Source organism: Mesorhizobium sp. 2RAF21, assembly GCF_052115345.1.
In the GTDB taxonomy this organism is placed as follows: domain Bacteria; phylum Pseudomonadota; class Alphaproteobacteria; order Rhizobiales; family Rhizobiaceae; genus Mesorhizobium; species Mesorhizobium terrae.
In genome coordinates this window covers 1-22,608 of record NZ_JBFRGM010000025.1, presented here as the reverse complement: position 1 = coordinate 22,608, position 22,608 = coordinate 1, and the positions used below count along the sequence as shown (strand labels likewise).

The 22,608-nt window shown below is 60.8% G+C and carries 31 protein-coding genes; 11 read left to right on the top strand and 20 right to left on the bottom strand.

Annotated features, from left to right (window positions below; translation table 11 throughout):
* Positions 1–5: 5 nt before the first annotated feature.
* The 8 genes from AB4136_RS28790 to AB4136_RS28755 form a co-directional block, all read right to left on the bottom strand.
* Positions 6–1,430, bottom strand: a complete 1,425-nt coding sequence (locus AB4136_RS28790; RefSeq protein ID WP_137901490.1) for a 4Fe-4S binding protein — start codon at positions 1,428–1,430, stop codon at positions 6–8.
* Complete coding sequence (locus AB4136_RS28785; RefSeq protein WP_137901491.1) at positions 1,427–2,281, bottom strand: FTR1 family protein; 855 nt, start codon at positions 2,279–2,281, stop codon at positions 1,427–1,429. Before AB4136_RS28785 ends, AB4136_RS28790 begins: the two co-directional genes overlap by 4 nt.
* Positions 2,278–2,631 (bottom strand): cupredoxin domain-containing protein, encoded by a 354-nt coding sequence (locus tag AB4136_RS28780; protein WP_137901525.1) that lies wholly within the window; start codon positions 2,629–2,631, stop codon positions 2,278–2,280. The genes AB4136_RS28785 and AB4136_RS28780 overlap by 4 nt, the downstream gene beginning before the upstream one ends.
* A 51-nt stretch (positions 2,632–2,682) precedes the next feature.
* Positions 2,683–3,225, bottom strand: a complete 543-nt coding sequence (locus tag AB4136_RS28775; RefSeq protein WP_137901492.1) for an iron transporter — start codon at positions 3,223–3,225, stop codon at positions 2,683–2,685.
* Between the two features lie 179 nt (positions 3,226–3,404).
* Complete coding sequence (gene hemN, locus AB4136_RS28770; protein ID WP_137901493.1) at positions 3,405–4,757, bottom strand: oxygen-independent coproporphyrinogen III oxidase; 1,353 nt, start codon at positions 4,755–4,757, stop codon at positions 3,405–3,407.
* A gap of 237 nt (positions 4,758–4,994) precedes the next feature.
* Positions 4,995–5,336: a ferredoxin FdxA gene (fdxA, locus tag AB4136_RS28765; protein ID WP_137901494.1), complete on the bottom strand. Its 342-nt coding sequence runs from the start codon at positions 5,334–5,336 to the stop codon at positions 4,995–4,997.
* 18 nt (positions 5,337–5,354) lie between these two features.
* Positions 5,355–5,591, bottom strand: a complete 237-nt coding sequence (locus AB4136_RS28760) for a hypothetical protein (protein ID WP_137901526.1) — start codon at positions 5,589–5,591, stop codon at positions 5,355–5,357.
* Positions 5,592–5,929: 338 nt separating this feature from the next.
* A complete protein-coding gene (locus AB4136_RS28755) occupies positions 5,930–6,358 on the bottom strand; it encodes an RrF2 family transcriptional regulator (protein WP_136359529.1) in 429 nt (142 codons plus the stop codon).
* Between the two features lie 227 nt (positions 6,359–6,585).
* Between AB4136_RS28755 and AB4136_RS28750 the strand changes: the two genes are divergently transcribed.
* The 7 genes from AB4136_RS28750 to AB4136_RS28720 all read left to right on the top strand — a co-directional run bounded on the left by AB4136_RS28750 (position 6,586) and on the right by AB4136_RS28720 (position 11,791).
* Positions 6,586–6,843 carry a DUF2249 domain-containing protein gene (locus AB4136_RS28750; RefSeq protein WP_137901495.1) on the top strand — a complete coding sequence of 86 codons (258 nt, stop codon included), beginning with the start codon at positions 6,586–6,588 and terminating at the stop codon, positions 6,841–6,843.
* 67 nt (positions 6,844–6,910) lie between these two features.
* A complete protein-coding gene (locus AB4136_RS28745; protein WP_137901496.1) occupies positions 6,911–7,249 on the top strand; it encodes a metal-sulfur cluster assembly factor in 339 nt (112 codons plus the stop codon).
* 521 nt (positions 7,250–7,770) lie between these two features.
* Entirely contained in the window at positions 7,771–8,466 is a 696-nt protein-coding gene (locus AB4136_RS28740) for a GGDEF domain-containing protein (protein WP_171021007.1), read from the top strand.
* 224 nt (positions 8,467–8,690) lie between these two features.
* Entirely contained in the window at positions 8,691–8,960 is a 270-nt protein-coding gene (locus AB4136_RS28735) for a hypothetical protein (RefSeq protein WP_137901498.1), read from the top strand.
* A gap of 357 nt (positions 8,961–9,317) precedes the next feature.
* Positions 9,318–9,605, top strand: coding sequence for a DUF6522 family protein (locus AB4136_RS28730; protein ID WP_137901500.1), 288 nt, complete (start codon positions 9,318–9,320; stop codon positions 9,603–9,605).
* 57 nt (positions 9,606–9,662) lie between these two features.
* Positions 9,663–11,336 carry a dihydroxy-acid dehydratase gene (ilvD, locus tag AB4136_RS28725; RefSeq protein ID WP_137901501.1) on the top strand — a complete coding sequence of 558 codons (1,674 nt, stop codon included), beginning with the start codon at positions 9,663–9,665 and terminating at the stop codon, positions 11,334–11,336.
* Positions 11,337–11,350: 14 nt separating this feature from the next.
* The gene (locus tag AB4136_RS28720) at positions 11,351–11,791 is read left to right on the top strand and encodes a hypothetical protein (protein ID WP_137901502.1); all 441 of its coding nucleotides are present in this window, start codon (positions 11,351–11,353) and stop codon (positions 11,789–11,791) included.
* 30 nt (positions 11,792–11,821) lie between these two features.
* On the opposite strand, the gene AB4136_RS28715 is transcribed toward AB4136_RS28720, so the two are convergent.
* The 8 genes from AB4136_RS28715 to AB4136_RS28680 all read right to left on the bottom strand — a co-directional run bounded on the left by AB4136_RS28715 (position 11,822) and on the right by AB4136_RS28680 (position 16,389).
* Positions 11,822–12,178 carry a YbaN family protein gene (locus AB4136_RS28715; protein ID WP_137901503.1) on the bottom strand — a complete coding sequence of 119 codons (357 nt, stop codon included), beginning with the start codon at positions 12,176–12,178 and terminating at the stop codon, positions 11,822–11,824.
* A 29-nt stretch (positions 12,179–12,207) separates the two neighbouring features.
* On the bottom strand, positions 12,208–12,900 hold the full coding sequence (gene ric / locus AB4136_RS28710; RefSeq protein ID WP_137901504.1) for an iron-sulfur cluster repair di-iron protein: 693 nt from the start codon (positions 12,898–12,900) through the stop codon (positions 12,208–12,210).
* 40 nt (positions 12,901–12,940) lie between these two features.
* Positions 12,941–13,468, bottom strand: coding sequence for a cytochrome b (locus AB4136_RS28705; protein ID WP_137901527.1), 528 nt, complete (start codon positions 13,466–13,468; stop codon positions 12,941–12,943).
* Between the two features lie 177 nt (positions 13,469–13,645).
* On the bottom strand, positions 13,646–14,125 hold the full coding sequence (locus tag AB4136_RS28700) for an NUDIX domain-containing protein (RefSeq protein WP_137901505.1): 480 nt from the start codon (positions 14,123–14,125) through the stop codon (positions 13,646–13,648).
* A gap of 114 nt (positions 14,126–14,239) precedes the next feature.
* Positions 14,240–14,689, bottom strand: coding sequence for a universal stress protein (locus tag AB4136_RS28695; protein WP_137901506.1), 450 nt, complete (start codon positions 14,687–14,689; stop codon positions 14,240–14,242).
* A gap of 58 nt (positions 14,690–14,747) precedes the next feature.
* Positions 14,748–15,152: a baeRF12 domain-containing protein gene (locus tag AB4136_RS28690; RefSeq protein ID WP_137901507.1), complete on the bottom strand. Its 405-nt coding sequence runs from the start codon at positions 15,150–15,152 to the stop codon at positions 14,748–14,750.
* A 255-nt stretch (positions 15,153–15,407) separates the two neighbouring features.
* Complete coding sequence (locus AB4136_RS28685; RefSeq protein ID WP_137901508.1) at positions 15,408–15,857, bottom strand: universal stress protein; 450 nt, start codon at positions 15,855–15,857, stop codon at positions 15,408–15,410.
* Positions 15,858–15,942: 85 nt separating this feature from the next.
* Positions 15,943–16,389: a universal stress protein gene (locus AB4136_RS28680; protein ID WP_137901509.1), complete on the bottom strand. Its 447-nt coding sequence runs from the start codon at positions 16,387–16,389 to the stop codon at positions 15,943–15,945.
* A 91-nt stretch (positions 16,390–16,480) separates the two neighbouring features.
* On the opposite strand from AB4136_RS28680, the gene AB4136_RS28675 reads away from it, so the two are divergent.
* Positions 16,481–17,338, top strand: a complete 858-nt coding sequence (locus AB4136_RS28675) for a YitT family protein (protein ID WP_441931942.1) — start codon at positions 16,481–16,483, stop codon at positions 17,336–17,338.
* A gap of 63 nt (positions 17,339–17,401) precedes the next feature.
* Here AB4136_RS28675 and AB4136_RS28670 read toward each other — a convergent pair whose 3' ends face one another.
* Positions 17,402–18,709, bottom strand: coding sequence for a trypsin-like peptidase domain-containing protein (locus AB4136_RS28670; protein WP_171021008.1), 1,308 nt, complete (start codon positions 18,707–18,709; stop codon positions 17,402–17,404).
* 154 nt (positions 18,710–18,863) lie between these two features.
* Positions 18,864–19,550, bottom strand: a complete 687-nt coding sequence (locus AB4136_RS28665) for a CBS domain-containing protein (RefSeq protein WP_137901511.1) — start codon at positions 19,548–19,550, stop codon at positions 18,864–18,866.
* 263 nt (positions 19,551–19,813) lie between these two features.
* Here AB4136_RS28665 and AB4136_RS28660 point away from each other — a divergent pair, with 263 nt between their 5' ends.
* A complete protein-coding gene (locus tag AB4136_RS28660) occupies positions 19,814–20,149 on the top strand; it encodes a Rap1a/Tai family immunity protein (RefSeq protein ID WP_137901512.1) in 336 nt (111 codons plus the stop codon).
* Positions 20,150–20,306: 157 nt separating this feature from the next.
* Here AB4136_RS28660 and AB4136_RS28655 read toward each other — a convergent pair whose 3' ends face one another.
* A complete protein-coding gene (locus tag AB4136_RS28655; protein ID WP_137901513.1) occupies positions 20,307–20,708 on the bottom strand; it encodes a c-type cytochrome in 402 nt (133 codons plus the stop codon).
* Positions 20,709–20,936: 228 nt separating this feature from the next.
* On the opposite strand from AB4136_RS28655, the gene AB4136_RS28650 reads away from it, so the two are divergent.
* Positions 20,937–21,437, top strand: a complete 501-nt coding sequence (locus AB4136_RS28650) for an SRPBCC family protein (RefSeq protein WP_137901514.1) — start codon at positions 20,937–20,939, stop codon at positions 21,435–21,437.
* Between the two features lie 34 nt (positions 21,438–21,471).
* Here AB4136_RS28650 and AB4136_RS28645 read toward each other — a convergent pair whose 3' ends face one another.
* Complete coding sequence (locus tag AB4136_RS28645) at positions 21,472–21,813, bottom strand: PepSY domain-containing protein (RefSeq protein WP_137901515.1); 342 nt, start codon at positions 21,811–21,813, stop codon at positions 21,472–21,474.
* 375 nt (positions 21,814–22,188) lie between these two features.
* On the opposite strand from AB4136_RS28645, the gene AB4136_RS28640 reads away from it, so the two are divergent.
* Complete coding sequence (locus AB4136_RS28640; protein ID WP_441931938.1) at positions 22,189–22,515, top strand: LysR family transcriptional regulator; 327 nt, start codon at positions 22,189–22,191, stop codon at positions 22,513–22,515.
* The last annotated feature ends 93 nt before the right edge of the window (positions 22,516–22,608 follow it).

Genomic DNA, 22,608 nt, shown 5'->3' with positions numbered 1-22,608 from the left:
ACCGGTCACCATGCCGCGAAAAGCAGGAACCAGCCGATATTGGCCGGCGCCATCGCCGCACAGAACGCAAATAGAGCCAGCACGCGACGGACCCGCCGGGTCGTGTAGAGCGCCGTTATCTGTGAGGAGAGCACCGCGGACCACAGGGTCGCTATCGCCAGCAGAACCGCGCGCGTTTCGCCGACGAAAGGAACGATGATGCCATCGGAACGAAGCTGGCCGATGGTCAAGCTGGAAAGGCCGAGAAAAACTCCGGCGCCGGCCAGCGGGATCAGGGCCTGCGCGAGATGATGGAAACGCGAGGGGTTCCATCTTCCCAGGCACCGCCCAGACACCAGGAGCATCAGCAGCGTCGCTGCGCCGCTCGCCAGTGCGACTGTGGCCACATACGCAACCAGCAAGGCGCCGTCGAGCAGCGTAAGCACGTCGTTGCGATCCGGATAGTTGGTCAGAACCCACCACGGTGCGGTCGCGTCGAGCGGCCAAAGGACACCTGCTTCGGCCAGTCGCGTCGCCGCCCACTGCTTTGCGGCGACGAACCAGGGGCTGACAGACCATTGGAAGGCGCCGAGCGCCAAGCCCATGAGGCCAAAGACGATGAGCACGGTTTCCCAGGGCTTTGCCGTCTGGCCTGCGACATGAATGATCTCGTGGTTTGGCGAGCGGCGCGCCAGTCGGATCGCCCCGCGGAAGCCGCTGCAACGGCCACACATGTGACAGTCGGATCCGCCGCGCATCGTCCGGAGCGGCACCAGCGGCGCGCAATTCACCGGGCCGGGCTTTTCCCTGGCGAGTTGCGAGCGCTCCCACAGCGCAGGCTCGACGCGGAAATGCAGCGGCGCGATCTTGGCGAGAAGGGCGAAGACGCCGCCTGCCGGGCAGAGATAACGACACCAGATGCGCTTGTTGCGGCCGTAGAGATAGCCTACCAGCGCGGCGGCAGCGGTCGAACCGCCGAGGATCAGCAGCGTCGGTCGCGGATACTGGTAGACGCTGATCATCTGGCCGTAGAGCGTGGTCGAGGCGAAAGCCACGGTCGGCCAACCCGGCCATGTCATCCATCTCGGCGTTGCCTTGCCCAGACCGTGGCCGCTGGCGAATTCAGTGATCGAGCCTTCGGGGCAAAGCAGGCCGCACCACATGCGCCCGACCAGCGCCGTGCCCACGAGCACGAACGGCCACCATATCCCCCAGAAGACGAACTGCGCGAAGCGTGCGAGGTTCGACCACAGATAGGCCGTCCTGTCCGGCAGCGGCAGCAGCACAGGGACGATCAGCAGCACCGCATAGACCGACACGACGCCCCACTGGACGGTCCGGATCGTCCGCTGGTGGAGCTGGAGCCAATCTCCGATCCGCGCCCAGACATCGGGCGGCGGCGCAACCGTCACCGGTCGCCCGGCGATATCCGGTATGATCCGAATGGTCATGGGGCGCTTGCGACGGCACGGGTGCGCTTCGGAAGCGACAGCAATGCGGCCACGACCAGCCAATAGAGCACATAGACGAGAACGGACGCCAATTCGGGCCTCGCCCTGTAGCCGGTCATCGCCGAAACGAAACCGCCGATCCCCGCCATGTCGTCGAGCAGCCATGACGTGTCCCATAGCGGCGGCGACAGGGCCGGCGCCAGGTCGAGACCGATGGCCCGGTCGAGCGCCGTCATCACCAGCGAGGCGGCGAGGAACAGCAACAGGACTTCGGTGACTCGGAAAAAGACGCGCCATGAAAAACGCCGGGAGCCGAATTGCAGTAGCCAGTAGAGCGCGCCGGCCGCTGCCAACCCCACGGCTGCGGCGGCAATGCCTGCCGGCAAGCTGGTTCCCCTGGCGGAAGCAAGGATGCCATAGAGAAAGACGGCCGTCTCGCTGCCTTCCCGGGCCACGGCGATCGCGGCCAGAAAGAGGAGACCCCACCAGTTCTGCCGGCTGACGGCGCGCTCGGCGCCGCGGTTCAGTTCCTCCTGAAGGTGGCCGCCCTGCCTGTGCATCCACGTGACCATCTGCAGGATGAGCGCGGCGGCGAGGCCGGTGACGACAAGCTGGAAAAGGTCTTCGCGGTCCCCTTCGAGCAGGCTGGCGAACCCCAGCATCGCCGCCGCCAGCAGCGCCGACGCGGCCAGCCCGGCGCCGATGCCCGCCCAAAGAAAGCGCTTTCCCATTCTGGCGGAGGCGGGATCCGCGTGGTGGCCGAGCCAGGCGTTGAGGATGCCGACGACCAGCAGCGCCTCCACGCTCTCGCGCCCGACGACGAGGGCGATCTGTCCAAGCGATCCGGTCATTGGCCGCCTGCCTCGCGGGCGACGAGCCTGGCTGGCGGGGTGTCCGGATGGAAATCGTCGAAGAAACGATATTCGCCGGGATCGAGCCGGCGGATGACGATGAAGGACGTCACGCTGGGGCCGAGCACCTTCTCCTTGCGCAGTTCGATGCTTTCGAATTCGATCGGATCGGCGCCGCTGTTGCGCAACTCCAGCTTGAAGCGGCTGCCGGCCGGAACATCGAGAACGGCCGGGTTGATCGCCCCGTTTGCGAATTCGATCACGAAGACGGGATCTTCGTCCGCTTGGGCCGTGCCTGCGGAAAGGACGGCAACGAGGACGATCGATATCAGGCGGGCGCATGTGGGCATGGCTTGCATACGCTTTCTGGATCTTGTGATGGCCTTTGCGGCGGGCTCGCGTCAGTAGCCGCCTTTCTTACCGGTGCCGGCGAAGATGAACTCGTAGTCGACGGTGAAGGGCGCCGGCCATGCGCCGACGCCGGTCTCCTTGTCTACGTGCCGGCCGAAATGCGCGGAACCGTTGGTCGTGTCGATGGTGAAGGTCAGCCTGTACTTTCCCGGACCCGTCAGCTTGACGTTGTCGCCATAGTGCGGACCGTCGCTGGCGACCATCGGCATCAGCATGCCGCCGATGCGCTTGTTGTCGTCCACCCGGACCAGCACGTATTCGATCTTGAGATTCGGGATCCAGTCGCCTTCGGCAAAGCCGTTCGCATTGTTCGCGGTTGCATGTATGTCGGCTTCGAGATGGATGTCGGAATCGGCTGCCGGACGCATGATGTCGGCCGGCTCCATCTCGATCGGCTGCAGGTAGACGGCCGCCACCTCCATGCCGTTCAGAAGGCCCGGCTGCCCGATCGGATATTCCAGCGCAGACGCGGCCGCGCTTCCTGCGAGCAGGACGGCTGCGGTCGAAGAGATCAATGTCGAGAGACGGGACATGGTTTGCTTCCTATCGTGGCGAGGCGTCCGATCCTGGAACGGACGTAACGGGCCAAATCATGACTATGCCAGTCAACTTATTGCCGCTCTCGCATCGATCTTTGCGCTGACGCAAAGAACCACGATTTTTCTTGCTCGCGTTTTCGCCCTTCAACGCGTGTTAACCGCCCCTATGGCGGTCAGGCTGCCTGGCTATGGCTCCGGCCTGACCTGTAAAGACAGCCATCGAAGGCGGCCGCCGCTGCCCGAACCAGGAAGCGATGGTCGCGCCGAACACGAATGACGCCCTCGGCCAGATCGACTACTCCATCCTCGGCGAGTTCGAGCAGCTTCCCGTTTCCGATGATTAGTTCAGCCGCGTTGAACCCGTGTCGGGCGCAGACCGCCGGTACGTCGACTTCGAAATCGCACATGAGGCGCTCAATGATTTCCGCGCGCAGGCGGTCCTCGATGGTCAGACGATAGCCTCGCGCCGTCGCGAGCTCTCCTCTTGAAATCGACCCGGCGTAGAAGCCGAGCCCCACCTGGTTCTGGACGTAGCCCTGTTGCGTCCGGCCTATGGCCGAGGCGCCGAAGCCGATCAGTGTTTCGCAATTGTCGGTGGTGTAGCCTTGGAAGTTGCGCCGCAGTTTTCCCGCTGCTTGCGCCCGCGCGAGCTCGTCGTCGGGAAGCGCAAAGTGGTCCAGACCGATCTGGACGTAGCCGGCGTTGACAAGAGTTTCGGCGATCGCCAATGCCTGTTCCATGCGGGCGGCGCTGCTGGGCAGGGCTGCCTCCTCGATCATGCGTTGGTGCTTCTTGAAGGAGGGAACATGCGCATAGCCGAACACGGCGAACCGGTCCGGGCGCATGGCTGCCGCGGCCTTGGCCGTATCGATGCAGGAATGGACGGTCTGGTGCGGAAGCCCATAGATCAGATCGAAGTTGATGCTTTCTACACCCGACTGGCGTAGCCGGTCGACAGCTTCGATCGTTGTCTCCTCGCTCTGGATTCGATTCACCGCCTTCTGGACGATCGGGTCGAAGCTTTGCACGCCAAGGCTGGCGCGGCCGACACCTGCGCCGCCGAGCGCGCCCGCCATCTCGATCGACAGCGTGCGCGGATCGATCTCGATCGCGATCTCCGCAGCGGCCGAGAAGCCGAAGCGATCCCGAAGGAGATCCGTCAGCGCGACGAAATCCATTGGCGCAACGATGGTTGGCGTGCCGCCGCCGAAATGCACGTGCTCGACCCGCAGGGGCTGCGGCACCTGCGTTGTGACCATGTCGATCTCCCTGCGCAGCAGGTCCAGATACTCGACGACGGGCTGATCCTTGGCGGTGATTGTGGTGTGGCAGCCGCAATACCAGCACATCGAACGGCAGAACGGGACGTGCAGATAGAGCGAAGAAGGGGTGTCGCGTGGCAGTCGCGAGAGCCATTCGCCATAAATTTCAAAGCCCACGGCTGGCGAAAACTCGGGGGAGGGCGGGTAGCTGGTGTAGCGTGGAAGGCGAGCCTCGCCATACTTTTGCAGGACGGATGGTTGCACGGCCTTGGTCGCCTCCAGTGAATGCCGAAAACCTAACCGCGTTCCAGTCCCGCTTCTTTGCGGAATACCAAATACATCGAGTTAGGGAGGCGGGACTCGGGAGCAACTTAGCTTGCCGCGGCGCAAGCGGCGGCAGCATGCGTTCGTGGGTCGCATGTCGGCGCTATGACCTGTCAGAAGCTGTCGCCCCGATAGGGGGCGCCTGCAGGCATCGGCCGCCAGAACGAGTGCGACGGCTCACTCGCCTTCGCCGGGATTGTCGCTGAAATGCGCGTCGAATTTTCCGGGCACACCGTTCCATGCGTCCGCGTCGGCAGGTGGATCCTTCTTGCGTGTTATGTTGGGCCATGCCGACGCATATTGATGGTTGAGCGAAAGCCATGCCGGCGTCGCGGATGGATCCGTGTCAGGATAGATCGCCTCCGCCGGGCATTCCGGAACGCAAACGCCACAATCGATACACTCGTCGGGATGAATGACGAGCATGTTCTCACCTTCGTAGAAGCAGTCCACGGGGCACACTTCCACGCAGTCCATGTATTTGCATTTTATGCAATTGTCGGTAACGACGTAAGCCATCGAGTATGCCTCTGGACGTCAGGCGGCCAGCAGGGTCGGGTTCGCCGCGCGCGCAGCCTTGGCTCGCTCTGCGGCGATTGCTAGCCAATCGCGGTAAAGGCCCTTGTCTTCCCTCGAAAAGGAGCGACGGAGCTTCATGTCATCGAACGTTTCGCCGGGATGGCTCTTGTCGTAGTCGGCGCGCACCAGCGATTCGAGATACGCGCGTTCTGCTTCGTCCACAGGCTGGACGAATTCGTGAGAATTGCTCAGCATGGCAATCTCCTTTCGTTTGGTTCCGCATCCCCAGATGTCCGGAATCTGTCCTGCTCCAGCGCCCAGATCGCGCAGGCCGGGCAATCGGCGCCACAGCGGTCGATGGCCGACAAGATCAGGCCGAGCCGCTCCTGCCGCGACAGGCGGCAGGAGCAGTCATTTTGCCTGAAGGGCGGCAGCGCGGCTCGGGCAACGCGCAAGGCGTGATCGAATACGGGAGACAGGATAGACATCATAGGCATCCTAAAAGATGTATTTGAAATGTATCTTTTAGGATGCGATCTGGCAAGAGGGTGTTGATGCGACGTCGTGAAGCGGGATGGAGCCTCCCACCAGCCTTATGCCGCCGGCTGTATGCCGAAATCTTCGGGATTGAGCAGGAGGTCAGCCAGGGTGTAGCGGTCGAGTGTGCCCGAGAAGGCGGCGAGCGCTTCCTTCAACATGCCGCGCAAGCGGCAACGCGGGGTGATGAGGCAACGGTTGTCGCTTCGGAAGCATTCGACCAGAGCGAAGTCCGGCTCTGTCGCCCGCAGCACATCGCCTAACCCGATGCGTTCGGGCCGCATGGCAAGAGCCAGCCCGCCGGAGCGGCCGCGCACCGCCTTAAGGAAGCCCGCGCGCGTCAGCTGGTTCGCCACCTTCATGAGGTGCGCGCGCGATATTCCGTAGACCTGGGCGGTTTCCTCGATGGTGATCAGCTGATCAGCCCGGGCCGCGGCGTACATCAGCAGTCGCAGCGAATAGTCGGAAAAATCCGTCAGCCTCATTCAGACCTCAGGTGGAATTGCAGTCGCCGTCGGTGCGATCGGACCCAAAGATGCACGCTGAGTACATCTTTTGCAAGGGATGCTGAAGCGATTCATAAAACATATATTGACAATGTATCTTTTAACGCCAACTATCTGCGATCGTCGGTGCAACGGAAGTTGTCCGCTACGGTACACCGCGACAAGGTCGCGTCGGCCGTTCATCTCGCACTTAAAGGAGCAAGCCCATGGCGCAGGCCGCAAATGCAGCCCCCAACGAAATCGATGTCCGAACCCTGGTGCCGATGCACAGGCATCAGAAGATCTTCGAGCTTGTCGACCAGCTCGCGCCCGGAGGAAAGTTCGTTCTCGTCAACGACCACGATCCAAAGCCTCTTTACTACCAGCTCGAGGCCGAGCATCCGCAGCAGTTTTCCTGGACCTATCTCGAGCGCGGGCCGGAGGTATGGCGCGTCGAGATCGGCCGTCTTTCAAAGGCCGCATGAAGCAGGCATCACAACCGCGTACGCCGCCCGCAACCCGCGCGGGCGGCGATGTGACAGGGATCGTGCCATGGCCGATGAAGCGGAACTAAAACTGGACGACGAGAAGGTCACGGATGCGCTTCGTCTCGTGATCGATCCGGAGCTCGGCTACAACATCGTTGATCTTGGGCTGGTCTATGCGGTTCTGGTCAATGACGGCGGCGTCGTCAACATCGTGATGACCACGACGACGCGCGGCTGCCCCGCAACCAATTACCTGAAGGAGGGCGCCCGCGACGCCGCCTGGAGTGTTCCCGGCGTCGAGTTCGTCGACGTCACGCTGACCTATGAGCCGCCCTGGTCGCCCGAGAAGATGAGTTCGGGCGCCAAGGAACACCTCGGTATAGCCGACAGCGGTGGCTGGTGACATGCAAGCGGATCAACCGAATGCAACGGGACCGGAAGCAGGCACCGGCGGAGAAGCTCAGCTTACCGGGTTGGCGGATCTCTTGGTCGCAAATCTTGAGGCCCTAGCGAGACTCGGACAGGCCGATGCAGCCTGCCGTGGGGCGGGCAAGGCCTGTGCGGTGCTGCGCGGAACCAATCCAGTCCAATGGCGAAAGTTCAACGCGCTGCTGCATCGGCTGAGCAGACACGTGCCGGACGAACAACAAGCGCTTCGTGAATGAGCGACATGATTTTCAGTGTCGGCAACCCACCTGCCAGCGCGCGGTAAAGACAGGTGGTTCCACGTACGATCATGGTTGGCGGCCGTCGCAGCTCGACGCCGTCGGCCTTCGAGTAACGAGTACGCCTCAATGAAAAATTGACACAATCGATGAGGCGACAATTTACTATTGGCGGTTAGCCTCAACTGCGATGCTCGGGTGTGATCGCATAGCCGCGCGCTTCAACGCGCTTTCCGTTTTGGGGCAATCGTGCCTCATAGTGGCCGTTGCGGCGGCTGGCGCTGATCTGCTGACCCTGGTTTTCTATTCGATCTTTTTCTCGGATCGGTTGGTACTCGACCTCCTGCTGACCAGCGTGATTGTTCTCTTCGTGGCATCTCCGCTGACCTATTTCTTTTTAAGACGAAGCGCGCAATTTGCCGAACTTGCAGCGGAATTAGAGAAGGCCAACAGGACGGACGAATTGACCGGTTTGCTAAACAGAAAGACTTTCATGGCTGAAACTAGGCGCCTTGTTGGGACAAGGGGAACGAACGGTTCAACTGGTGCGATGCTGTTCATCGATGCGGACCATTTCAAGGCGATCAACGACAGCTTCGGTCATGCAATTGGCGATGCGGTCCTGCGGGAAATCGGCTCTGCTCTGAAATCATGTATTCGGGAGGCCGACGTTGTGGGGCACCTTGGAGGCGAGGAATTTGCCGTTTTCGTGGATAAGGCCGACTTCGCCCAAGCAGCGGCGCTCTGTGGACGCATTCACCAGAAGGTGAAAGAAATTTCCCGTACACTAGGTCTCGGCAGCCGAAGCGTAACGGTCAGCATAGGTCTATCGGCTCACGAATTCGGACAGGAGCTTGAGGCTCTGCTATCGGCCGCGGATCGTGCGCTCTACGTGGCCAAGTCGAAGGGCCGAGACTGCACAGCTCAGGCGGTGGAGGTGCGGGCTGCCGCATAGGAGCCCGTCGTGATCACGGATAAAGGTGCGGCACGATTGTTCTTTTCGGAAACGGCTTTCTCTCGTATTGCCATCGTTCTTTGGGTTGGCACTTTCGCCGCAGCATACTCCAAGCCAAATTCATGGTATTTGCCTTAGCTGCAACGAGACGTATTCGATTTTTTGCAATCGGGTATGTTTTTTGTAATGTTGACGCAAAGACCTCATTTGGATGCAGATGCCATATGCTCGGAGATCTGATTGCTGCCCTCGATCGGCCAGAGGTGATCTCCAACGTCTTAGCGACTCTCGATCCTGAACTTGCCGCGAACCTCAACGAACGGGCAGCGCGAGTCTCGATGCCAGTGGGTGACTTTTCCGCCGGCGCCGTGCGAGCGTTTCTCGACGAAGCTGACGACGATCTGTGGTTCCAACTTGTGACCGTAATGCGGAAATCAGAAGATCCCGGCCTTGCTGCCGTCGAGACGATACTGCGTTGGGTCGTAGGGACATAGCTTTGTAACGCCTATCCCATGCCCCATCCCTAGGAGATGATGGGATCGAAGCATCCCTGTCGGCAACGAGCATCTCTCGGACCCCGCGGAAATCGGATTCCTTGCAATCGCCCGGATAAGATGTAGATTATATGTATCTTATAACTCCGATGCAAAGAACGACCATGGCATATGATCATAATGCTTTATCGGATGACACTCCGCAGGTGCCGAGGAAACCGACGCCGGTCTCCAGCTACGATGAAACAGAATGGGATGAAGTGGCTCAGGCTTCGTGGGAATCCTTCCCCGCCAGCGACCCTCCTGGTTGGATTGGCGGTGGACGCCGTCCGTCCGGCCCCCACTTAGGGTCGGCCGATGCAAATTGAGATTGGGACGAATGGCATCCTCGTCGATGCGAAGCTGCTCGCCGACCTGCTGCGCCTTGACCCGGCGACCGTGCACGCGCTCATGAAAGCCCAGGAGATCACGTCCTTCTGCGAACGCGGGATCGAGGAGCACGAAGGCCAATACCGATTGAGTTTCTTCTACGGCAACCGTCGCGCGCGTCTGAATGTCGATGCTGCCGGCAACGTCATCCAGCGCTCGATGATCGACTTCGGAGAAGCCGCCTTGCCGCGCCAGTTGCATCGCACGGGCGCATAGCAGCGCGCTTTCCCGGACCGCCGCGGCAGTCTTCAGCCTTCAACCAGGGTCTTCACCATGCCTTTCAACGAGCGCTCGAAGCACATCACCCAAGGCGTCGCCCGTTCGCCCAACCGGGCTATGTATTACGCGCTGGGCTACGAGAAGGCCGATTTCGACAAGCCGATGATCGGCGTCGCCAACGCCCATTCCACCATAACGCCCTGCAACGCCGGCCTGCAGCCGCTCGCCGACGCCGCAATCGTCGCTATCAGGGAGGCCGGCGGCAATCCGCAGGTGTTCGGTACGCCGACCATATCCGACGGCATGTCGATGGGCACGGAAGGCATGAAATATTCGCTGGTGTCGCGCGAGGTGATCGCCGATTGCGTCGAAACCTGCGTGCAGGGCCAGTGGATGGACGGCGTGCTGGTTCTGGGCGGCTGCGACAAGAACATGCCGGGCGGCATGATCGGCATCCTGCGTGCCAACGCGCCGGCCATCTATGTCTATGGCGGTACCATCAAGCCGGGTACGTGGAAGGGGCAGGACCTGTCCATCGTTTCCGCCTTCGAGGCCGTGGGCGCCTTCATGGCCGGCACCATGAGCGAGGAGGATTTCGAGGGCATCGAGCGCAACGCCTGCCCCTGCAACGGCTCCTGCGGCGGCATGTACACGGCCAATACCATGAGTTCCTCGTTCGAGGCACTGGGCATGTCGCTCCTATATTCCTCGACCATGGCAAGCCCCGATCACGAGAAAATCGACAGCGCTGCCGAATCCGGCCGGGTATTGGTCGAGGCGGTGAAGAAGAACATCAAGCCGCTCGACATCGTCACCCGCGACAGCATCGAGAATGCGGTGGCGCTCATCATGGCGATCGGCGGCTCGACCAACGCGGTGCTGCACTACCTCGCCATTGCGCACGCCGCCGGGGTCGAGTGGACGCTGGACGATTTCGAGCGCGTGCGCCGCAAGGTGCCGGTGTTGTGTGATCTGAAGCCGTCCGGCCACTTCATGGCGGTCGATCTGCATCAGGCGGGCGGCATCCCACAGGTGCTGAAGCTTCTGCTCAACGCCGGGCTGATCCATGGTGACTGCATGACCGTCACCGGTCGCACACTGGCCGAGGAACTGGCCGGTGTGCCCGATACGCCGCGCGCCGACCAGCAGGTCATCATGCCGATCGACAAGGCGCTTTACCGCGAGGGCCATCTCGCCATCCTCAAAGGCAACCTCGCCGAGGACGGCGCGGTCGCAAAGATCACAGGTCTGAAAAGCCCGGCGATCACCGGCCCCGCCCGCGTCTTCGACGACGAGCAATCGGCCATGGAAGCGATCCTCGCCGACAGGATCAGGCCGGGCGACGTGGTCGTATTGCGCTATCTCGGCCCGAAGGGCGGCCCCGGCATGCCGGAAATGCTGGCGCCAACCTCGGCGCTGGTCGGGCGTGGCCTCGGCGAAAGCGTCGGCCTGATCACCGACGGGCGCTTTTCCGGCGGTACGTGGGGCATGGTGGTAGGCCATGTCGCGCCGGAAGCCTATATCGGCGGCACGATCGCGCTGGTCGAGGACGGCGACACCATCACCATCGACGCGCACAGGTTGTTGCTGCAGCTGGAGGTTGACGAGGCCGAGATGTCGCGCCGCCGCGCCAGCTGGAAGCAGCCGGCACCCCGCTATCGGCACGGGGTGCTAGCGAAGTTCGCAGTGCTCGCCCGCCCCGCCAACGAGGGAGCCGTAACCGGCTGAAGGCGGCGCCTATCATGAGCCATTTTGTCCTCGTCACCTTGCATCTTTTTGCCGCCATCATGTTCGTCGGCACCGTCTTCTTCGAAGTTCTCATCCTCGAAGGTATCCGCAAGCCGGTTGGGCGCGAGACGATGCGAACGGTGGAAACCGCGATCGGCCGTCGCGCGCGCCGTCTGATGCCGTTCGTAATGGCGATCCTTTACGGTGCGGGCATCGCCATGGCCTGGCAATACCGCGAAGACCTCGCGCATCCTTTCGAAAGCAGCTTCGCGACGCTGCTTTCCATCAAGATCGTGCTGGCGCTCAGCGTCCTCGTACACTTCATCACCGCCATAACGCTCAGCGCCCGCGGCAAGCTCAAGTCCCGCCACTTCAAGCTCATCCACCTCAGCGTCTTCTGCCACGTGGTGTTGATCGTCTTTCTGGCCAAGGCGATGTTTTACATCGCTTGGTAGAGGCGGACGTCGTGGTCGCGCGACGACGGCCTATGCTGAGGTGTTACGGGTCAAGATGAAGGCAACGGCGGCAGATGCCGCCAGCGCCTGCAGGCCGACAACGACAAGATCGACGGCGAGAACGAGCGAGGCGGCCAGCGACAACGCCATGGCGAGCACGCTCGCTGTCTTGCCCTTGCGGCTGATGGCGCGATGTGTGCGCCAGTCGCCGACCGCCTTGCCGAACGTGCGGCTGTCGAGGAGCCGGTCATGCAAGGCTGGCGATGAGCGCGCGAAGCAGAAGGCCGCCAGGATGACGAAGGGCGTTGTCGGCATCAGCGGCAACGCCACGCCCAATCCCGCCAGCACCAGGCTGGCCAGACCGACGATCAGCCAGACGATCCGCATTCCGTCTTCTCAACGGCCGCTCCAGGTGGCTAGGCAGGGCTTTCCGTTGCCGCGAACCTGGGAAACAGGATGTTGTTTTCCAGGTGGATGTGCTCCATCAGGTCCTCGGCAAGCTGTGCCGTGCCCACATAGAGCGCCTGCCACGAGCGGCAGGCGCCTTCGGGCAAAGTGAAGTCGTCGGTCAGGCTTTCGAGCAGCCGCAGTTGCGTACCCTGGTCGTCGTGCTCGTGCCGGAAATCCGAAGTCGATATGTCGAACTTGTCGGCCCCCTGGCGCATCGCCGGAAACAGGATGCCTTCCTCCTTCGTCATATGTTCTTCCAGGTCGCTCTGCATCTGCCGCAGCGCGTCGGAAAGCCCGGCAGGCACCTTCGGATGCTCGCGATGAACCGCCTCCACCTTCCGCGACAGCATAATGAGCTCGGGCAAGGCGCGGCGGTGCGCCTCGTGGTAGCAGGCCTGGATATGATCGATCAGCTCGTCGCTGCTCATCTCGGCCGGAACAGCTGCTCCCTCCACCCCGGAGCCGAGAACCTCCAGCGCATGTTCGAGTGCGCTTGGATCGACGCCGCGACGTTGCGCGGCGCTATCGAGGGTAAGATCGCCGTTACAGCAGAAATCGATCTTGTACTTGCGAAAGACCGCGGTTGCGCCGGGGAGCGTCGCGGCGATGTCACCGACGGTACGCTCCCAAAGTTCGGGATCGGGAATATGGGTGTTCATGATAAAGCTCCGTACATGTTCAAGACGACAGCTCTGAAACTCAGAGCGGGCTCATCCGGCGCAACGTGCCGTCGCGCAGGACGATGTGATGCCAGCCTGCAATCAAGGCGTGGAGGCCGGCCAGGTAGAGGATGACGGTGCCGGCGTTCTCATGGATGTCGGCGATCATCCCGGGCGCGCCCTGAACGGGGGCAGCGATTGTCGGCAGACTGATGCCGAAGAAGGACACGGGAACGCCAAGGCGCGAAGCCGCGTACCAGCCGCTGAGTGGCAAACCGATCAAAAATGCATAGAGAACAGCGTGGCCGATTTTCGCTGCCAGTGCCATCCATGCCCGCCGCTCGTCCGGTGGTGGCGGCGTCTGGCCGACAACGCGCAGGATCAAGCGGGGAACCGTGAGAGCAAGCACCGCCAGCCCCAACGAGAAGTGCAGCAAGGGTGGGTTCGCGACGACGTGGCGGCCCCCTTCCGCGGTGAACCAGGCCGCTACGATCAGTACGGCAGTCACCCAATGAATGACGATCATGCCCTTGGAATAGCGACTGACATGTCCGTTCCTTGCATCCATCAGTTCCAAGCCCTTGCGCATTTCGGGGGGGGGGCGGTTGACTACCCGGCTGAACATCAGGCAACCGGTCGGGCACGTAGAAAGTCTTGTCCATGGCGCTATGAATCGCCGATGTTTCGACTGCGGTCTTTGCGCTTGGTCAATAAGAGTCGATTACGCATTGGACGTGCCGGCCGCTCACCGACCCCGGTTGCGCGTTAGCGCGAGGCCCGCGAGCAGCCGATCGAGGAATCCAGCCTGGCCGGGAACGATTTTCATGCCGGCCTCCGTCAATGTGAACCAACCCGCGCGGTCGATCTCGGGAAACAACTGCGTCCTTTTGCTGCCCGGCGGCCATTCCATTTCGAATACATTGCTGCGCAGCGTCGCCGGGTCGAAATCAGCTTGGGCGGCGTAAGCGGTGACGATCTTCCCGCCGCGCTGTCTGATCGCGCCGAGTGGCTCCAGCGGCGTTGCCAATATCCATCCCGACTCTTCTGTGAACTCGCGCCGCGCCGCTGTTTCCGGGTCTTCGCTTTCCTCGTACTCACCCTTCAGGATGGACCACGCACCTTGATCGCGGCGGCTCCAGAATGGCCCGCCCGGATGACCGAGAAGAACTTCCAGTCTCAGGCCTTCCCACCGATACGCAAGGATTCCGGCGCTGCGTCGGGCCATGTGCTTGTCCGGTCTCGGTGAGCCCCCTTCGGCTCTCGTGCTGCTGATATAGGTAATGCCTTTCGCCCGTTCGTGCAGGATCGAGTGCAACCTTTTGTCCCGGCGCGCTCGCTTTCAGCGAAATACGATCACAGGGATATCGGCCTGAGTCAGTACTTCCGCGGTATGGCTGCCCAGCATGACCCGGCTCATACCGGTGCGGCCGTGCGAGGCCATCACGATGATATCGCAGCCGCATTTGCGGGCGGTGTCGAGGATGGCAGGTGCTGCCCGGCGGTCCGGCACATGGACGGTCTCGATTTCGAGACCCAACTGCTCGGCGCTCGCCTTCACGGGCGCGAGGATCGCTTCGGCCTCGCGGTGCTGGTCCCGTTCATACGCAGCCATTTCGGTCTCACCTAGTGTCCACAGGTCGCTCGAGTAGGCGAACTGCCCGCCGGGCGCTTCTGTCGCCGTTATCGCCGTTACCCGAGCACCGTGCTCTTTTGCGAGCGACAGCCCGTGGATCACACCAGCCTGGGCAAACTCTGAGCCGTCAGTAGGGATGAGGACATGCGTGTACATGGGGAATGTCTCCAGTCGCGCGGCGTCGGTGTCTTTCCTTTGGAAAGGCCAGACGTGGTCAAGCCTTGGCGAGTGCAGCCTCGATCGTCTCGATGCTGCTGCCGGTGAGATCCTTGGCAAGGTCGCCGAGCAGGTTTTCCCTGGTCACGCCGTGGTAGTGGCGTCGCAATTCCCCAAGCGTCCGTGAATCGGCGATGACGAACAGCGAGATGATCTCCCCGCCCAGCATCAACCGGTTCAGGTGTGCTGCCGCGCTCGCCGCAAAATCGTCTTCCTCAAGCCGCCACCGATCGGGGTTGGCGGACGTGCTGCGATGCCGTGCGCCCGAGCCCTGGTTGACTGGCTGAACATCGGACACGGTTTCTTCGACAAGCCGGATACAAGGCTCGACGCCCTTATTGCGAAACAAACGCAGCTTCTCGCCATCCACGACGGCGACTGTAGTATCGTTTGGCAGTATCATTTTCCGTCCTGCGCTTTCGTAGGGCCTTGGCATGCTCTCCACTATCAGCCATCGGCTGACGCATCATTGATCCCGGTCAAGTTCCCGGTCGGGGCTGGGACCGGGGTGCGTCTGCATGCGAGTCGATAACCGTCTTTCCTCTCGCTCTATCTTCCGCCAGGTTTCTCGCGCTGCCATACGGCCGAATCCCGAAAAGTCCGCCATCCCGCGCCGCCGGCGTGATTTCGTTGTATCGCAGAGCGTTGGGGGTAGACTTCATTTGACGACGAGAACCGGTACGACAGCATGCGCCAAGACTTCTGCCGTTTGGCTGCCGAGCAGAAATCTGTTCATGCCACGCCGACCGTGAGAGCCGATGACGATCAGGTGAGCGCCCCGTACCGCTGCCGTCTGAAGTATAGCCTCGGCGGGCCGCGCTTCGGAAACCTGCAGTAGCGCGATGTCGACGCCCATCTTGCCGGCGTCGGCTTTCACCTTTTTCAAGACTTTGTCGGCCGCTTCTTTCTGACCCCTGTTGAATTCATTTACTTGCTCGTCCGAACGTATCCAACTCGCTCGAGCAGTTATTCCGTCGCGAGAATACGGATCGGTTATGGTGAGGACCGTAACCTTGGCACCAAGATCTCTAGCGAGAGCCAAGGCATAGTCGACGCCCCTCTGGGCGGTTTCCGATCCGTCCGTCGGGACGAGGATATGCTTGTGCATCTGCTGTCTCCGGACATTGCGGTACAAGTCCATGAAGAAGAGCGGGACCCTTGATCATGATCATGTGGGTAGCGCAAACCGAGGGCTACCGAACAACCAGAACTGGAAGGATCGTATGCGCGAGCACTTCTGCGGTCTGGCTTCCGAGAATAAGCCGATCTACGCCGCGCCGGCCATGCGACGACATGACGATCAGATCGCAATTTCTCAGCCTGGCGGTCCTGACGATGGCCCCTGCAGGGGAATCATCGATTTCATGCACGAGCTCGACGGTAATGCCATGTTGAGAGGCTCGCTGTTTGACCGGCGTGAAGTGCATTCTCATGTGCTCGTCGATCTGCTCGTCATAGCGGATAACCGGGTCGTGGACGCCTCCAGCGACCGCAGCACGCGCTACTTGCGGCGGCAATGGCCGAGTGACCGTCAGAACCGTCACACTCGCATGAAGTGGCACGGCGAGCGCCAAGCCTTGATCAACGCCCTTCGCTGCCAGTTCTGAGCCATCGGTGGCGATAAGGATGTGCTTGTACATTTCCGTCTCTCAGCATGGTTCTGTTACAGGCACTCGGCCTTTGCTCGAGAACCTGGGAACGGTCATAGCTTTTCGAAGGGCCTGGAGTGACATGTATGCGCTGGACATGAGGCGTCCCTTCTCGCTCGACGTTCAGCTTGTTTCGGTCGCTCCAACAAATCAGGCCTACGCATGCCAGGCATTGATCGGCATCAAGATCGGCGACGGTTTGCGGATGAGGGCCAGATTGAGCATGCAAGGCGCCTTTCGCCGCGGGGTTTGCTCTCGGACAAAGACCGCATGTTCTGGACCGGCCAGAATTCCCTTAGATGGGAACAAGCAGATGTCTCAACGCGAAGTCGAAGGCATGATAGTGATGAGGCACGGCTTGCACGAAGACGCGCTTGCCCTGATCCTTGGCAGCCTCATGGTGGCACTGGGTATGACCATCTATGCCCAGGCGGTCCTAGTAGTCGGCGGCGTGGCGGGGGTGGCGCTCCTGCTCCAGTACACGATCGGGATCAATTTCTGGATCGGATTCTCGCTGATCAACTTGCCATTCTATCTGCTCGGCTGGAGACGGCTGGGTGCTGCATTCATCTTACGGACTTTCGTTGCGGTCAGCCTTGTCTCGCTTTTTTCACGCTTTACGGCCGAATGGGTGGAATTCGCACGGTTGAATGCCACCTACGCCGCAATCATGGCTGGAACGTTGTGCGGTATCGGCATGCTGATGCTATTCCGGCACCGAAGCAGCTTGGGAGGGAACAACATCCTCGCCATCTTCCTCCAGGAAAATTTTGGCCTGCGGGCTGGCTATTTTCAACTTACCGTCGATCTCGCCATCTTGTCCGCGTCGTTCTTGGTCTTGGCGCCCGGCAAGGTTTTTCTGTCGGTCCTGAGTGCCACGATTCTCAATCTCATCCTGGCGCTCAATCATCGACCCGGCCGCTATCTTGGGGTGAGCTGACCATCCGTGGAGGCTTGCCGGGCGCCGGTCGGCATAGCGGTGCTCTCACAAAGCGGAGCCGCGTTAACCGTTGCGCCGACGAATAACGACAAAATGCATCTGATCGTCTCGATAGATACCTACCAAAAGGAACTCCCTAGCGTTGGCGGTGAGGCTCACGACCTGTTCTGGCCCGTCGACCGGCTTGCGGTCGAGCGTCGCGATAACGTCGCCCTCCAAAAGACCGCTGTTTGCGGCGGCGCTGCCCGGACTGACAGACAAAACAGCCGCGCCTCGAATCTTCCCATAGGCCGGCGAACCGGGTGCGATTTTGGCCAGCACGACCGATCGGAGAAGTCCCGTTCCATCATAGGTGGTCGGCTGACGGATCTTCAGCGTCACCGTCGCATTAAGCCCGATTTGCGATCCATCTCTGAGTGCAGTGACATGAATTCTCGTTTGCGGAGCGAGGTTGCCGATCAAGCGGCGCAATTCGCCGGCGTCCGCCACGCTGTTACCATCGATACCGACAATCACGTCGCCGGCAGTCAAGCCGACGGTCTCAGCCGGGGAACCCGGAAGCACCTGACTGACGACGGCGCCCCTTGAGGTACCGGCATGAAGCGCTATCGCGAGATCCTCGGTCAAGTCTTGCGTCACAATGCCGAGTTGCCCGCGCTTGACCTCTCCATGCGCGATCAGTTCGGGAAGAATGTGCTTTGCAGCGGCAGACGGAATAGCAAAACCGAGGCCGACACTGCCGCTCGACGAACCAACGATAGCACTGTTGACGCCGACCATGCGTCCATCGAGGTCCACCAACGGACCACCGGAATTTCCCGGGTTGATGGCGGCATCCGTCTGAATGTAGCCCTCATAGGCCCCGGTCTCGAAGCCGGTTCGCCCGAGCGCGCTGACAATGCCGTACGTAACGGTCTGGGAAAGGCCAAACGGGTTACCAATCGCGACGACGTAGTCCCCCACCTGAAGGCCATCCGAATCCCCGATGGGCAGTTGCTTAAGGCCGGCGGCGTCGATCTTGATGACGGCGATATCGGAATCGGTGTCTATCCCGACGGTCTGCGCTTCGAAGCTGCGTTTATCCGAAAGCGTGACCCAAATCGTTTCGGCATCCTGGATGACGTGGTAGTCGGTGAGGATGAGGCCTTTCGCTGCATCGATGATCGAGCCGGAACCTACGGAAGGCGAAACCGGAGCGTCAGATAGAATGGACTGCCCGTCCGACATAGCGCCTTCGCTCGAGATGCTGACGACAGCCGGAATCACCCGGGCGAGCATTGGAGCCAAAGAGTTTTCGCCTGCGGCCGGCATCGGGCTGACAAGCGTGGCGACGGCACAGCCCAACACGACTAGATCTTGGATCGACGGCATCAGTTGACGCTCGCAGCACGACGTTCTTCTACTAACTATTTTGGCGCACCGCACAAAGATTGGCATTGACCGGTGTCAAAACCGTTCTACCGACGCATAGCGACACTGACAGGCGCTTAGGTGAAATCGGTTGTCATTGGGCGGCCGAGCAATGCTATTTCTCGTCGTCGCTTTTGACAAGGGAAACGCGGGTGTGGTCGACGACGCCGGCAACGCCGGCAACGCCGTGCACACCTTCAGAAACGACACGCGCGGCCTCTCTCTCGCTGATCGAGTCGAGGTTACCCCACAAATGCACCACGCCGTCCGAAACGATAACGGAAAGTTTGACGAAGTCGTCGAGCGCCATCTCGCCCAGGCGGCTGAGGATACTGCGTCTGATCGCGGTATCGCCGGGCGCACAGTCATCCGGTTCCGCCGTCGCTATCAGATGCAGCAGATCGACGCGGCTGACGATACCGACGAGCCGCCCGTCGTGCGTCACCGGTAACCGCTTCACACGATAATCATTCATGAGCGCTGCGACCCGACCGATCGAAGCTTCTTCCTCGACCGCGATGACGCCTCGGGTCATGACATCGGCGACTTTCCAGCTATGGTTCTTGACGAAAGCCGCCGCCCTTTCCTCGACGCTTCCTTTCCCGCTCTGATGACTCGCGGCGGCGATCTCGCTCCTGCCAAGGAGATCACCTTCTGTGATTATGCCTACCAGCGCATCGTGATCGTCCACCACCGGAAGTCCGCTTATTCCCTTGGTCAGCATTATCTGTGCAGCGTGTTTCACGCTGTTGTCCGGCTTCACGGTGACGACATTGGATTTCATCAGATCCTTGACGCGCATCTTTCACTCCGCTGGCGAGACTGAGCCGTGCCTGCTCGAGCACGACAACTATCCGGTCTGCTTTTTGATAAGCTGGTTCATTTTGACTTGCGACAAGCCGGTCGCATTGCGCTGGATCAAGGTCAGCGGAAAATCCGGTCGTGTACCTTTGATTGGTAGCTAACCGGCGCGAGTGCTGGAGCCGTGCCTCGAAATCCACCGCGATCCGTCGACGCGAGCCTGCCAAGATAATTGCAACTCCTGCCGAATTGTTCGGAGGAAAAATGAAAGTGGAAATCCTTGCTTTGAGCGCTGGCCTGTTATGGTGCGGGATTGGTCCAGCTCGTGCCGACCTTACCGTTTCTGAGTTCCGAAAAAGCAAAGCAACCAGCGAGGAGACCAGTTATCTGGAAGGTCTCATGGACGGCATCGAGATCACCAATGCTCTCGCCCAGACAGGCCATCCTGTCTTCTGCACCCTGGGGTTTTTCACATCCGTGGAGGAATTTCGTGAGTTCCTCGATCGTTACGTTCAGGCGAATGCCTCCGCCGGCAAGGAGCACATCGCGTCGGTTGCGACGTCTGCATTAATGGCTGCCTATCCCTGCTCTGGCCGCTAGGGTTGCCACCGGCGGTGGACGCTGACTTATGCCAGGATTCGACGGCAGGTCGAAGAGAGCAGCCTCGCGCAACCGCCCGATTGGCGGCCCCTGAATGCATCGGCCTCTACGGTCTGCCCGATCGTTGCAGGCAGAAATCGGACCTCGAAAGAGCCGCCTATCTTTGCAATGACTGGACGTAGCCCGCGAGCTCGTTGATGCGCTCGGTCGTGACGATTTCTCCGCCGGCTGGACCATACAGGCGCTGGTCATCCTCAAGGAACTGACGTCCCCATACAGGCATGTCGCGATTGCCGTGACCCGGCACGTCATATCGTCCATCGATCACGGCGATGACGCGGGCATATGGAAACCTGCCTCCATTGCGCTTGCTGATGCTTGTGAGATCGGCGGGACGCTTGACGAGCAAATCCCTCAGCGGCCCGTCACCCTTGCCTTCGACACCGTGACAGGTTGCACAGGAATTCAGATATTCGGCTTCGCCATAGCTCATCCGCTCGCCGGCAACTGCGCCGGCAATGCTGAAGCTAATAAACAACGCAGCTATAACCCTTTTCATCGCCATATCCGACCGTGCGGCAGACAGCCAAAGACTGGGGCTGTGGCCGCCGCACCGCCTTGATCTGAATCAATCGTCACCTGTGCCATGCCGTCGTGAGGCCGTGTTGGATTCCCTTGCGTCAGAAAGGCATTGGCTGGCCAGGGTTTTGCGGTGTATCGCCAGTCCCATGATTGCTGAGACTTAACCGCTTGGCCGATCGAAGGCAGCGACGAGGGAGATATTCCTATGAATAATGACATTATCGTATCAGGGCGAATCCGGCGCCTCGCAGATGCCTGGGAAGGACGCCTTGAACGCTGGATTGAACATGATCGTGAAGCGGTCTGGCGGATGCTGACCGAACGGCAGCAATTCGTGCAGTGGCTTGCGCCAGGTTCGTTCGAATTGCGCTGCGGGGGGCGGGTTCATATCGATTTCGGCGACAGCGGCGTGGTGATCGACAGCACCGTGCTCGCGTTCGATCCGCCGCAACTGCTCGCTTATTCCTGGAGCAGCGGCGATGAACCGGAGCGGCCGTTGCGGTGGGAACTAGGCACGGTCGACGGCGGCACGGTCCTGACGCTGACGGTGCTGTTGCCGGCGCAAGAGGACATCGCTAAGGCCTGCGCGGGGTTCGAGGCGCATCTCGACATGCTTGCCGCGGCACTTGAAGGGGTTCCGATCCGGTTCCCCTTCGAGCGTTACGTCGCCGCACGGCGCGCCTATCAGGAGATCTTGCCACGATAGCGGCCCAGCCTTATCCCGCCGGACATCTGTTGTGCTAATCTTCCTCACTCTCGTGCGGTGCAGCGCCATCTGCGTTGCCGGTTGCGGGCGAATTGCTGCCATGGCCGAAACGCATGACCTTGCCATCGACAACGTCCAGCGTTGCCGGATCGATCTTCACCTTGAGAATGTTCCTGCTATCATCCGTAACGCGAAGTCCATAGCAGCCATCGTCGATCTTCATCTTGTCGATGGTCCACCCGAAGTCACCAGCAAGCTTCGACAAAGCTTCGAGTGATTGCCTCTGTTCGGGCATGACATCGCATTTCTCTCCGGCCAACGCAGCCGTTGCCGGCAGGGCCGCAAGGAAAGCAAGCATCACTAACGTCTTTTTCATGGTTCCGCTCCTGAACTGTCGTTGTTGATAGAGCAACGATGCGGCGCAAAGCTGACGCGCTCCTGAAGCGTGCCAACAATTGTCGTCAGCTTTCGGTCAGAAAGAAGAAATAGAAGAGCGAGACGTGTGGGTTTGCATCTATAAGAGACCCACCACGTCATGAAGCTTGGTATTCTGGTATTTTTTGAAACGTATTCTTGTGTGAGTGCGCGCCCTTGGCGATATCGAGTTCCTCGGCGAGACTGGATGTACGATCCAGGATTGCATCCCGATGCGGGTGCTGTCCGAAGGAAGCGATAACGTCACGGATGGCCCGCGCTGGTTTGACCAGAAATCCATAGGGCGACCGCGGCGGGACCAGTAGGGAGCCATTGCATGAACGCACAGGGCCAGGATTGGGACGACCTTCGCATATTCTTGGCCGTGGCACGGGCCGGGTCGCTTTCGGGTGCGGCTCGCATGCTGGATGTGACCCATTCGACCGTTTTCCGTCGCATCGGAGGCTTTGAGGCGCGATTGGGTGCGCGGCTGTTCGATCGGTTGTCCGGCGGCTATGCACTGACGACAGCCGGCGAGGAGATGCGTGATTCTGTCCTCCGCATCGAGGAGGAAATCTCCGCGCTGGCCTTGAAGGTCACTGGGCAGGATGAACCGCCCCGGGTTTGCCGGAGGCTCCAACTTCCAAATAGGATGGAGCCATGACGAGCAAAACGACGAACAAGTTTTCCCCTGAGGTGCGCGAGCGTGCGGTGCGGCTGGTGTTGGATCACGAGGCCGATCATTCCTCCCGCTGGA

What these genes read in the sequence shown, in the direction of transcription:
- AB4136_RS28790 (WP_137901490.1), bottom strand. Translation starts at nt 1,430, where the DNA reads ATGACCATTCGGATCATACCGGATATCGCCGGGCGACCGGTGACGGTT.
- AB4136_RS28785 (WP_137901491.1), bottom strand. Translation starts at nt 2,281, where the DNA reads ATGACCGGATCGCTTGGACAGATCGCCCTCGTCGTCGGGCGCGAGAGC.
- AB4136_RS28780 (WP_137901525.1), bottom strand. Translation starts at nt 2,631, where the DNA reads ATGCCCACATGCGCCCGCCTGATATCGATCGTCCTCGTTGCCGTCCTT.
- AB4136_RS28775 (WP_137901492.1), bottom strand. Translation starts at nt 3,225, where the DNA reads ATGTCCCGTCTCTCGACATTGATCTCTTCGACCGCAGCCGTCCTGCTC.
- fdxA (WP_137901494.1), bottom strand. Translation starts at nt 5,336, where the DNA reads ATGGCTTACGTCGTTACCGACAATTGCATAAAATGCAAATACATGGAC.
- AB4136_RS28760 (WP_137901526.1), bottom strand. Translation starts at nt 5,591, where the DNA reads ATGCTGAGCAATTCTCACGAATTCGTCCAGCCTGTGGACGAAGCAGAA.
- AB4136_RS28755 (WP_136359529.1), bottom strand. Translation starts at nt 6,358, where the DNA reads ATGAGGCTGACGGATTTTTCCGACTATTCGCTGCGACTGCTGATGTAC.
- AB4136_RS28750 (WP_137901495.1), top strand. Translation starts at nt 6,586, where the DNA reads ATGGCGCAGGCCGCAAATGCAGCCCCCAACGAAATCGATGTCCGAACC.
- AB4136_RS28745 (WP_137901496.1), top strand. Translation starts at nt 6,911, where the DNA reads ATGGCCGATGAAGCGGAACTAAAACTGGACGACGAGAAGGTCACGGAT.
- AB4136_RS28735 (WP_137901498.1), top strand. Translation starts at nt 8,691, where the DNA reads ATGCTCGGAGATCTGATTGCTGCCCTCGATCGGCCAGAGGTGATCTCC.
- AB4136_RS28730 (WP_137901500.1), top strand. Translation starts at nt 9,318, where the DNA reads ATGCAAATTGAGATTGGGACGAATGGCATCCTCGTCGATGCGAAGCTG.
- ilvD (WP_137901501.1), top strand. Translation starts at nt 9,663, where the DNA reads ATGCCTTTCAACGAGCGCTCGAAGCACATCACCCAAGGCGTCGCCCGT.
- AB4136_RS28720 (WP_137901502.1), top strand. Translation starts at nt 11,351, where the DNA reads ATGAGCCATTTTGTCCTCGTCACCTTGCATCTTTTTGCCGCCATCATG.
- AB4136_RS28715 (WP_137901503.1), bottom strand. Translation starts at nt 12,178, where the DNA reads ATGCGGATCGTCTGGCTGATCGTCGGTCTGGCCAGCCTGGTGCTGGCG.
- ric (WP_137901504.1), bottom strand. Translation starts at nt 12,900, where the DNA reads ATGAACACCCATATTCCCGATCCCGAACTTTGGGAGCGTACCGTCGGT.
- AB4136_RS28705 (WP_137901527.1), bottom strand. Translation starts at nt 13,468, where the DNA reads ATGGATGCAAGGAACGGACATGTCAGTCGCTATTCCAAGGGCATGATC.
- AB4136_RS28700 (WP_137901505.1), bottom strand. Translation starts at nt 14,125, where the DNA reads ATGGCCCGACGCAGCGCCGGAATCCTTGCGTATCGGTGGGAAGGCCTG.
- AB4136_RS28695 (WP_137901506.1), bottom strand. Translation starts at nt 14,689, where the DNA reads ATGTACACGCATGTCCTCATCCCTACTGACGGCTCAGAGTTTGCCCAG.
- AB4136_RS28690 (WP_137901507.1), bottom strand. Translation starts at nt 15,152, where the DNA reads ATGATACTGCCAAACGATACTACAGTCGCCGTCGTGGATGGCGAGAAG.
- AB4136_RS28685 (WP_137901508.1), bottom strand. Translation starts at nt 15,857, where the DNA reads ATGCACAAGCATATCCTCGTCCCGACGGACGGATCGGAAACCGCCCAG.
- AB4136_RS28680 (WP_137901509.1), bottom strand. Translation starts at nt 16,389, where the DNA reads ATGTACAAGCACATCCTTATCGCCACCGATGGCTCAGAACTGGCAGCG.
- AB4136_RS28675 (WP_441931942.1), top strand. Translation starts at nt 16,481, where the DNA reads ATGTATGCGCTGGACATGAGGCGTCCCTTCTCGCTCGACGTTCAGCTT.
- AB4136_RS28670 (WP_171021008.1), bottom strand. Translation starts at nt 18,709, where the DNA reads ATGCCGTCGATCCAAGATCTAGTCGTGTTGGGCTGTGCCGTCGCCACG.
- AB4136_RS28665 (WP_137901511.1), bottom strand. Translation starts at nt 19,550, where the DNA reads ATGCGCGTCAAGGATCTGATGAAATCCAATGTCGTCACCGTGAAGCCG.
- AB4136_RS28660 (WP_137901512.1), top strand. Translation starts at nt 19,814, where the DNA reads ATGAAAGTGGAAATCCTTGCTTTGAGCGCTGGCCTGTTATGGTGCGGG.
- AB4136_RS28655 (WP_137901513.1), bottom strand. Translation starts at nt 20,708, where the DNA reads ATGAAAAGGGTTATAGCTGCGTTGTTTATTAGCTTCAGCATTGCCGGC.
- AB4136_RS28650 (WP_137901514.1), top strand. Translation starts at nt 20,937, where the DNA reads ATGAATAATGACATTATCGTATCAGGGCGAATCCGGCGCCTCGCAGAT.
- AB4136_RS28645 (WP_137901515.1), bottom strand. Translation starts at nt 21,813, where the DNA reads ATGAAAAAGACGTTAGTGATGCTTGCTTTCCTTGCGGCCCTGCCGGCA.
- AB4136_RS28640 (WP_441931938.1), top strand. Translation starts at nt 22,189, where the DNA reads ATGAACGCACAGGGCCAGGATTGGGACGACCTTCGCATATTCTTGGCC.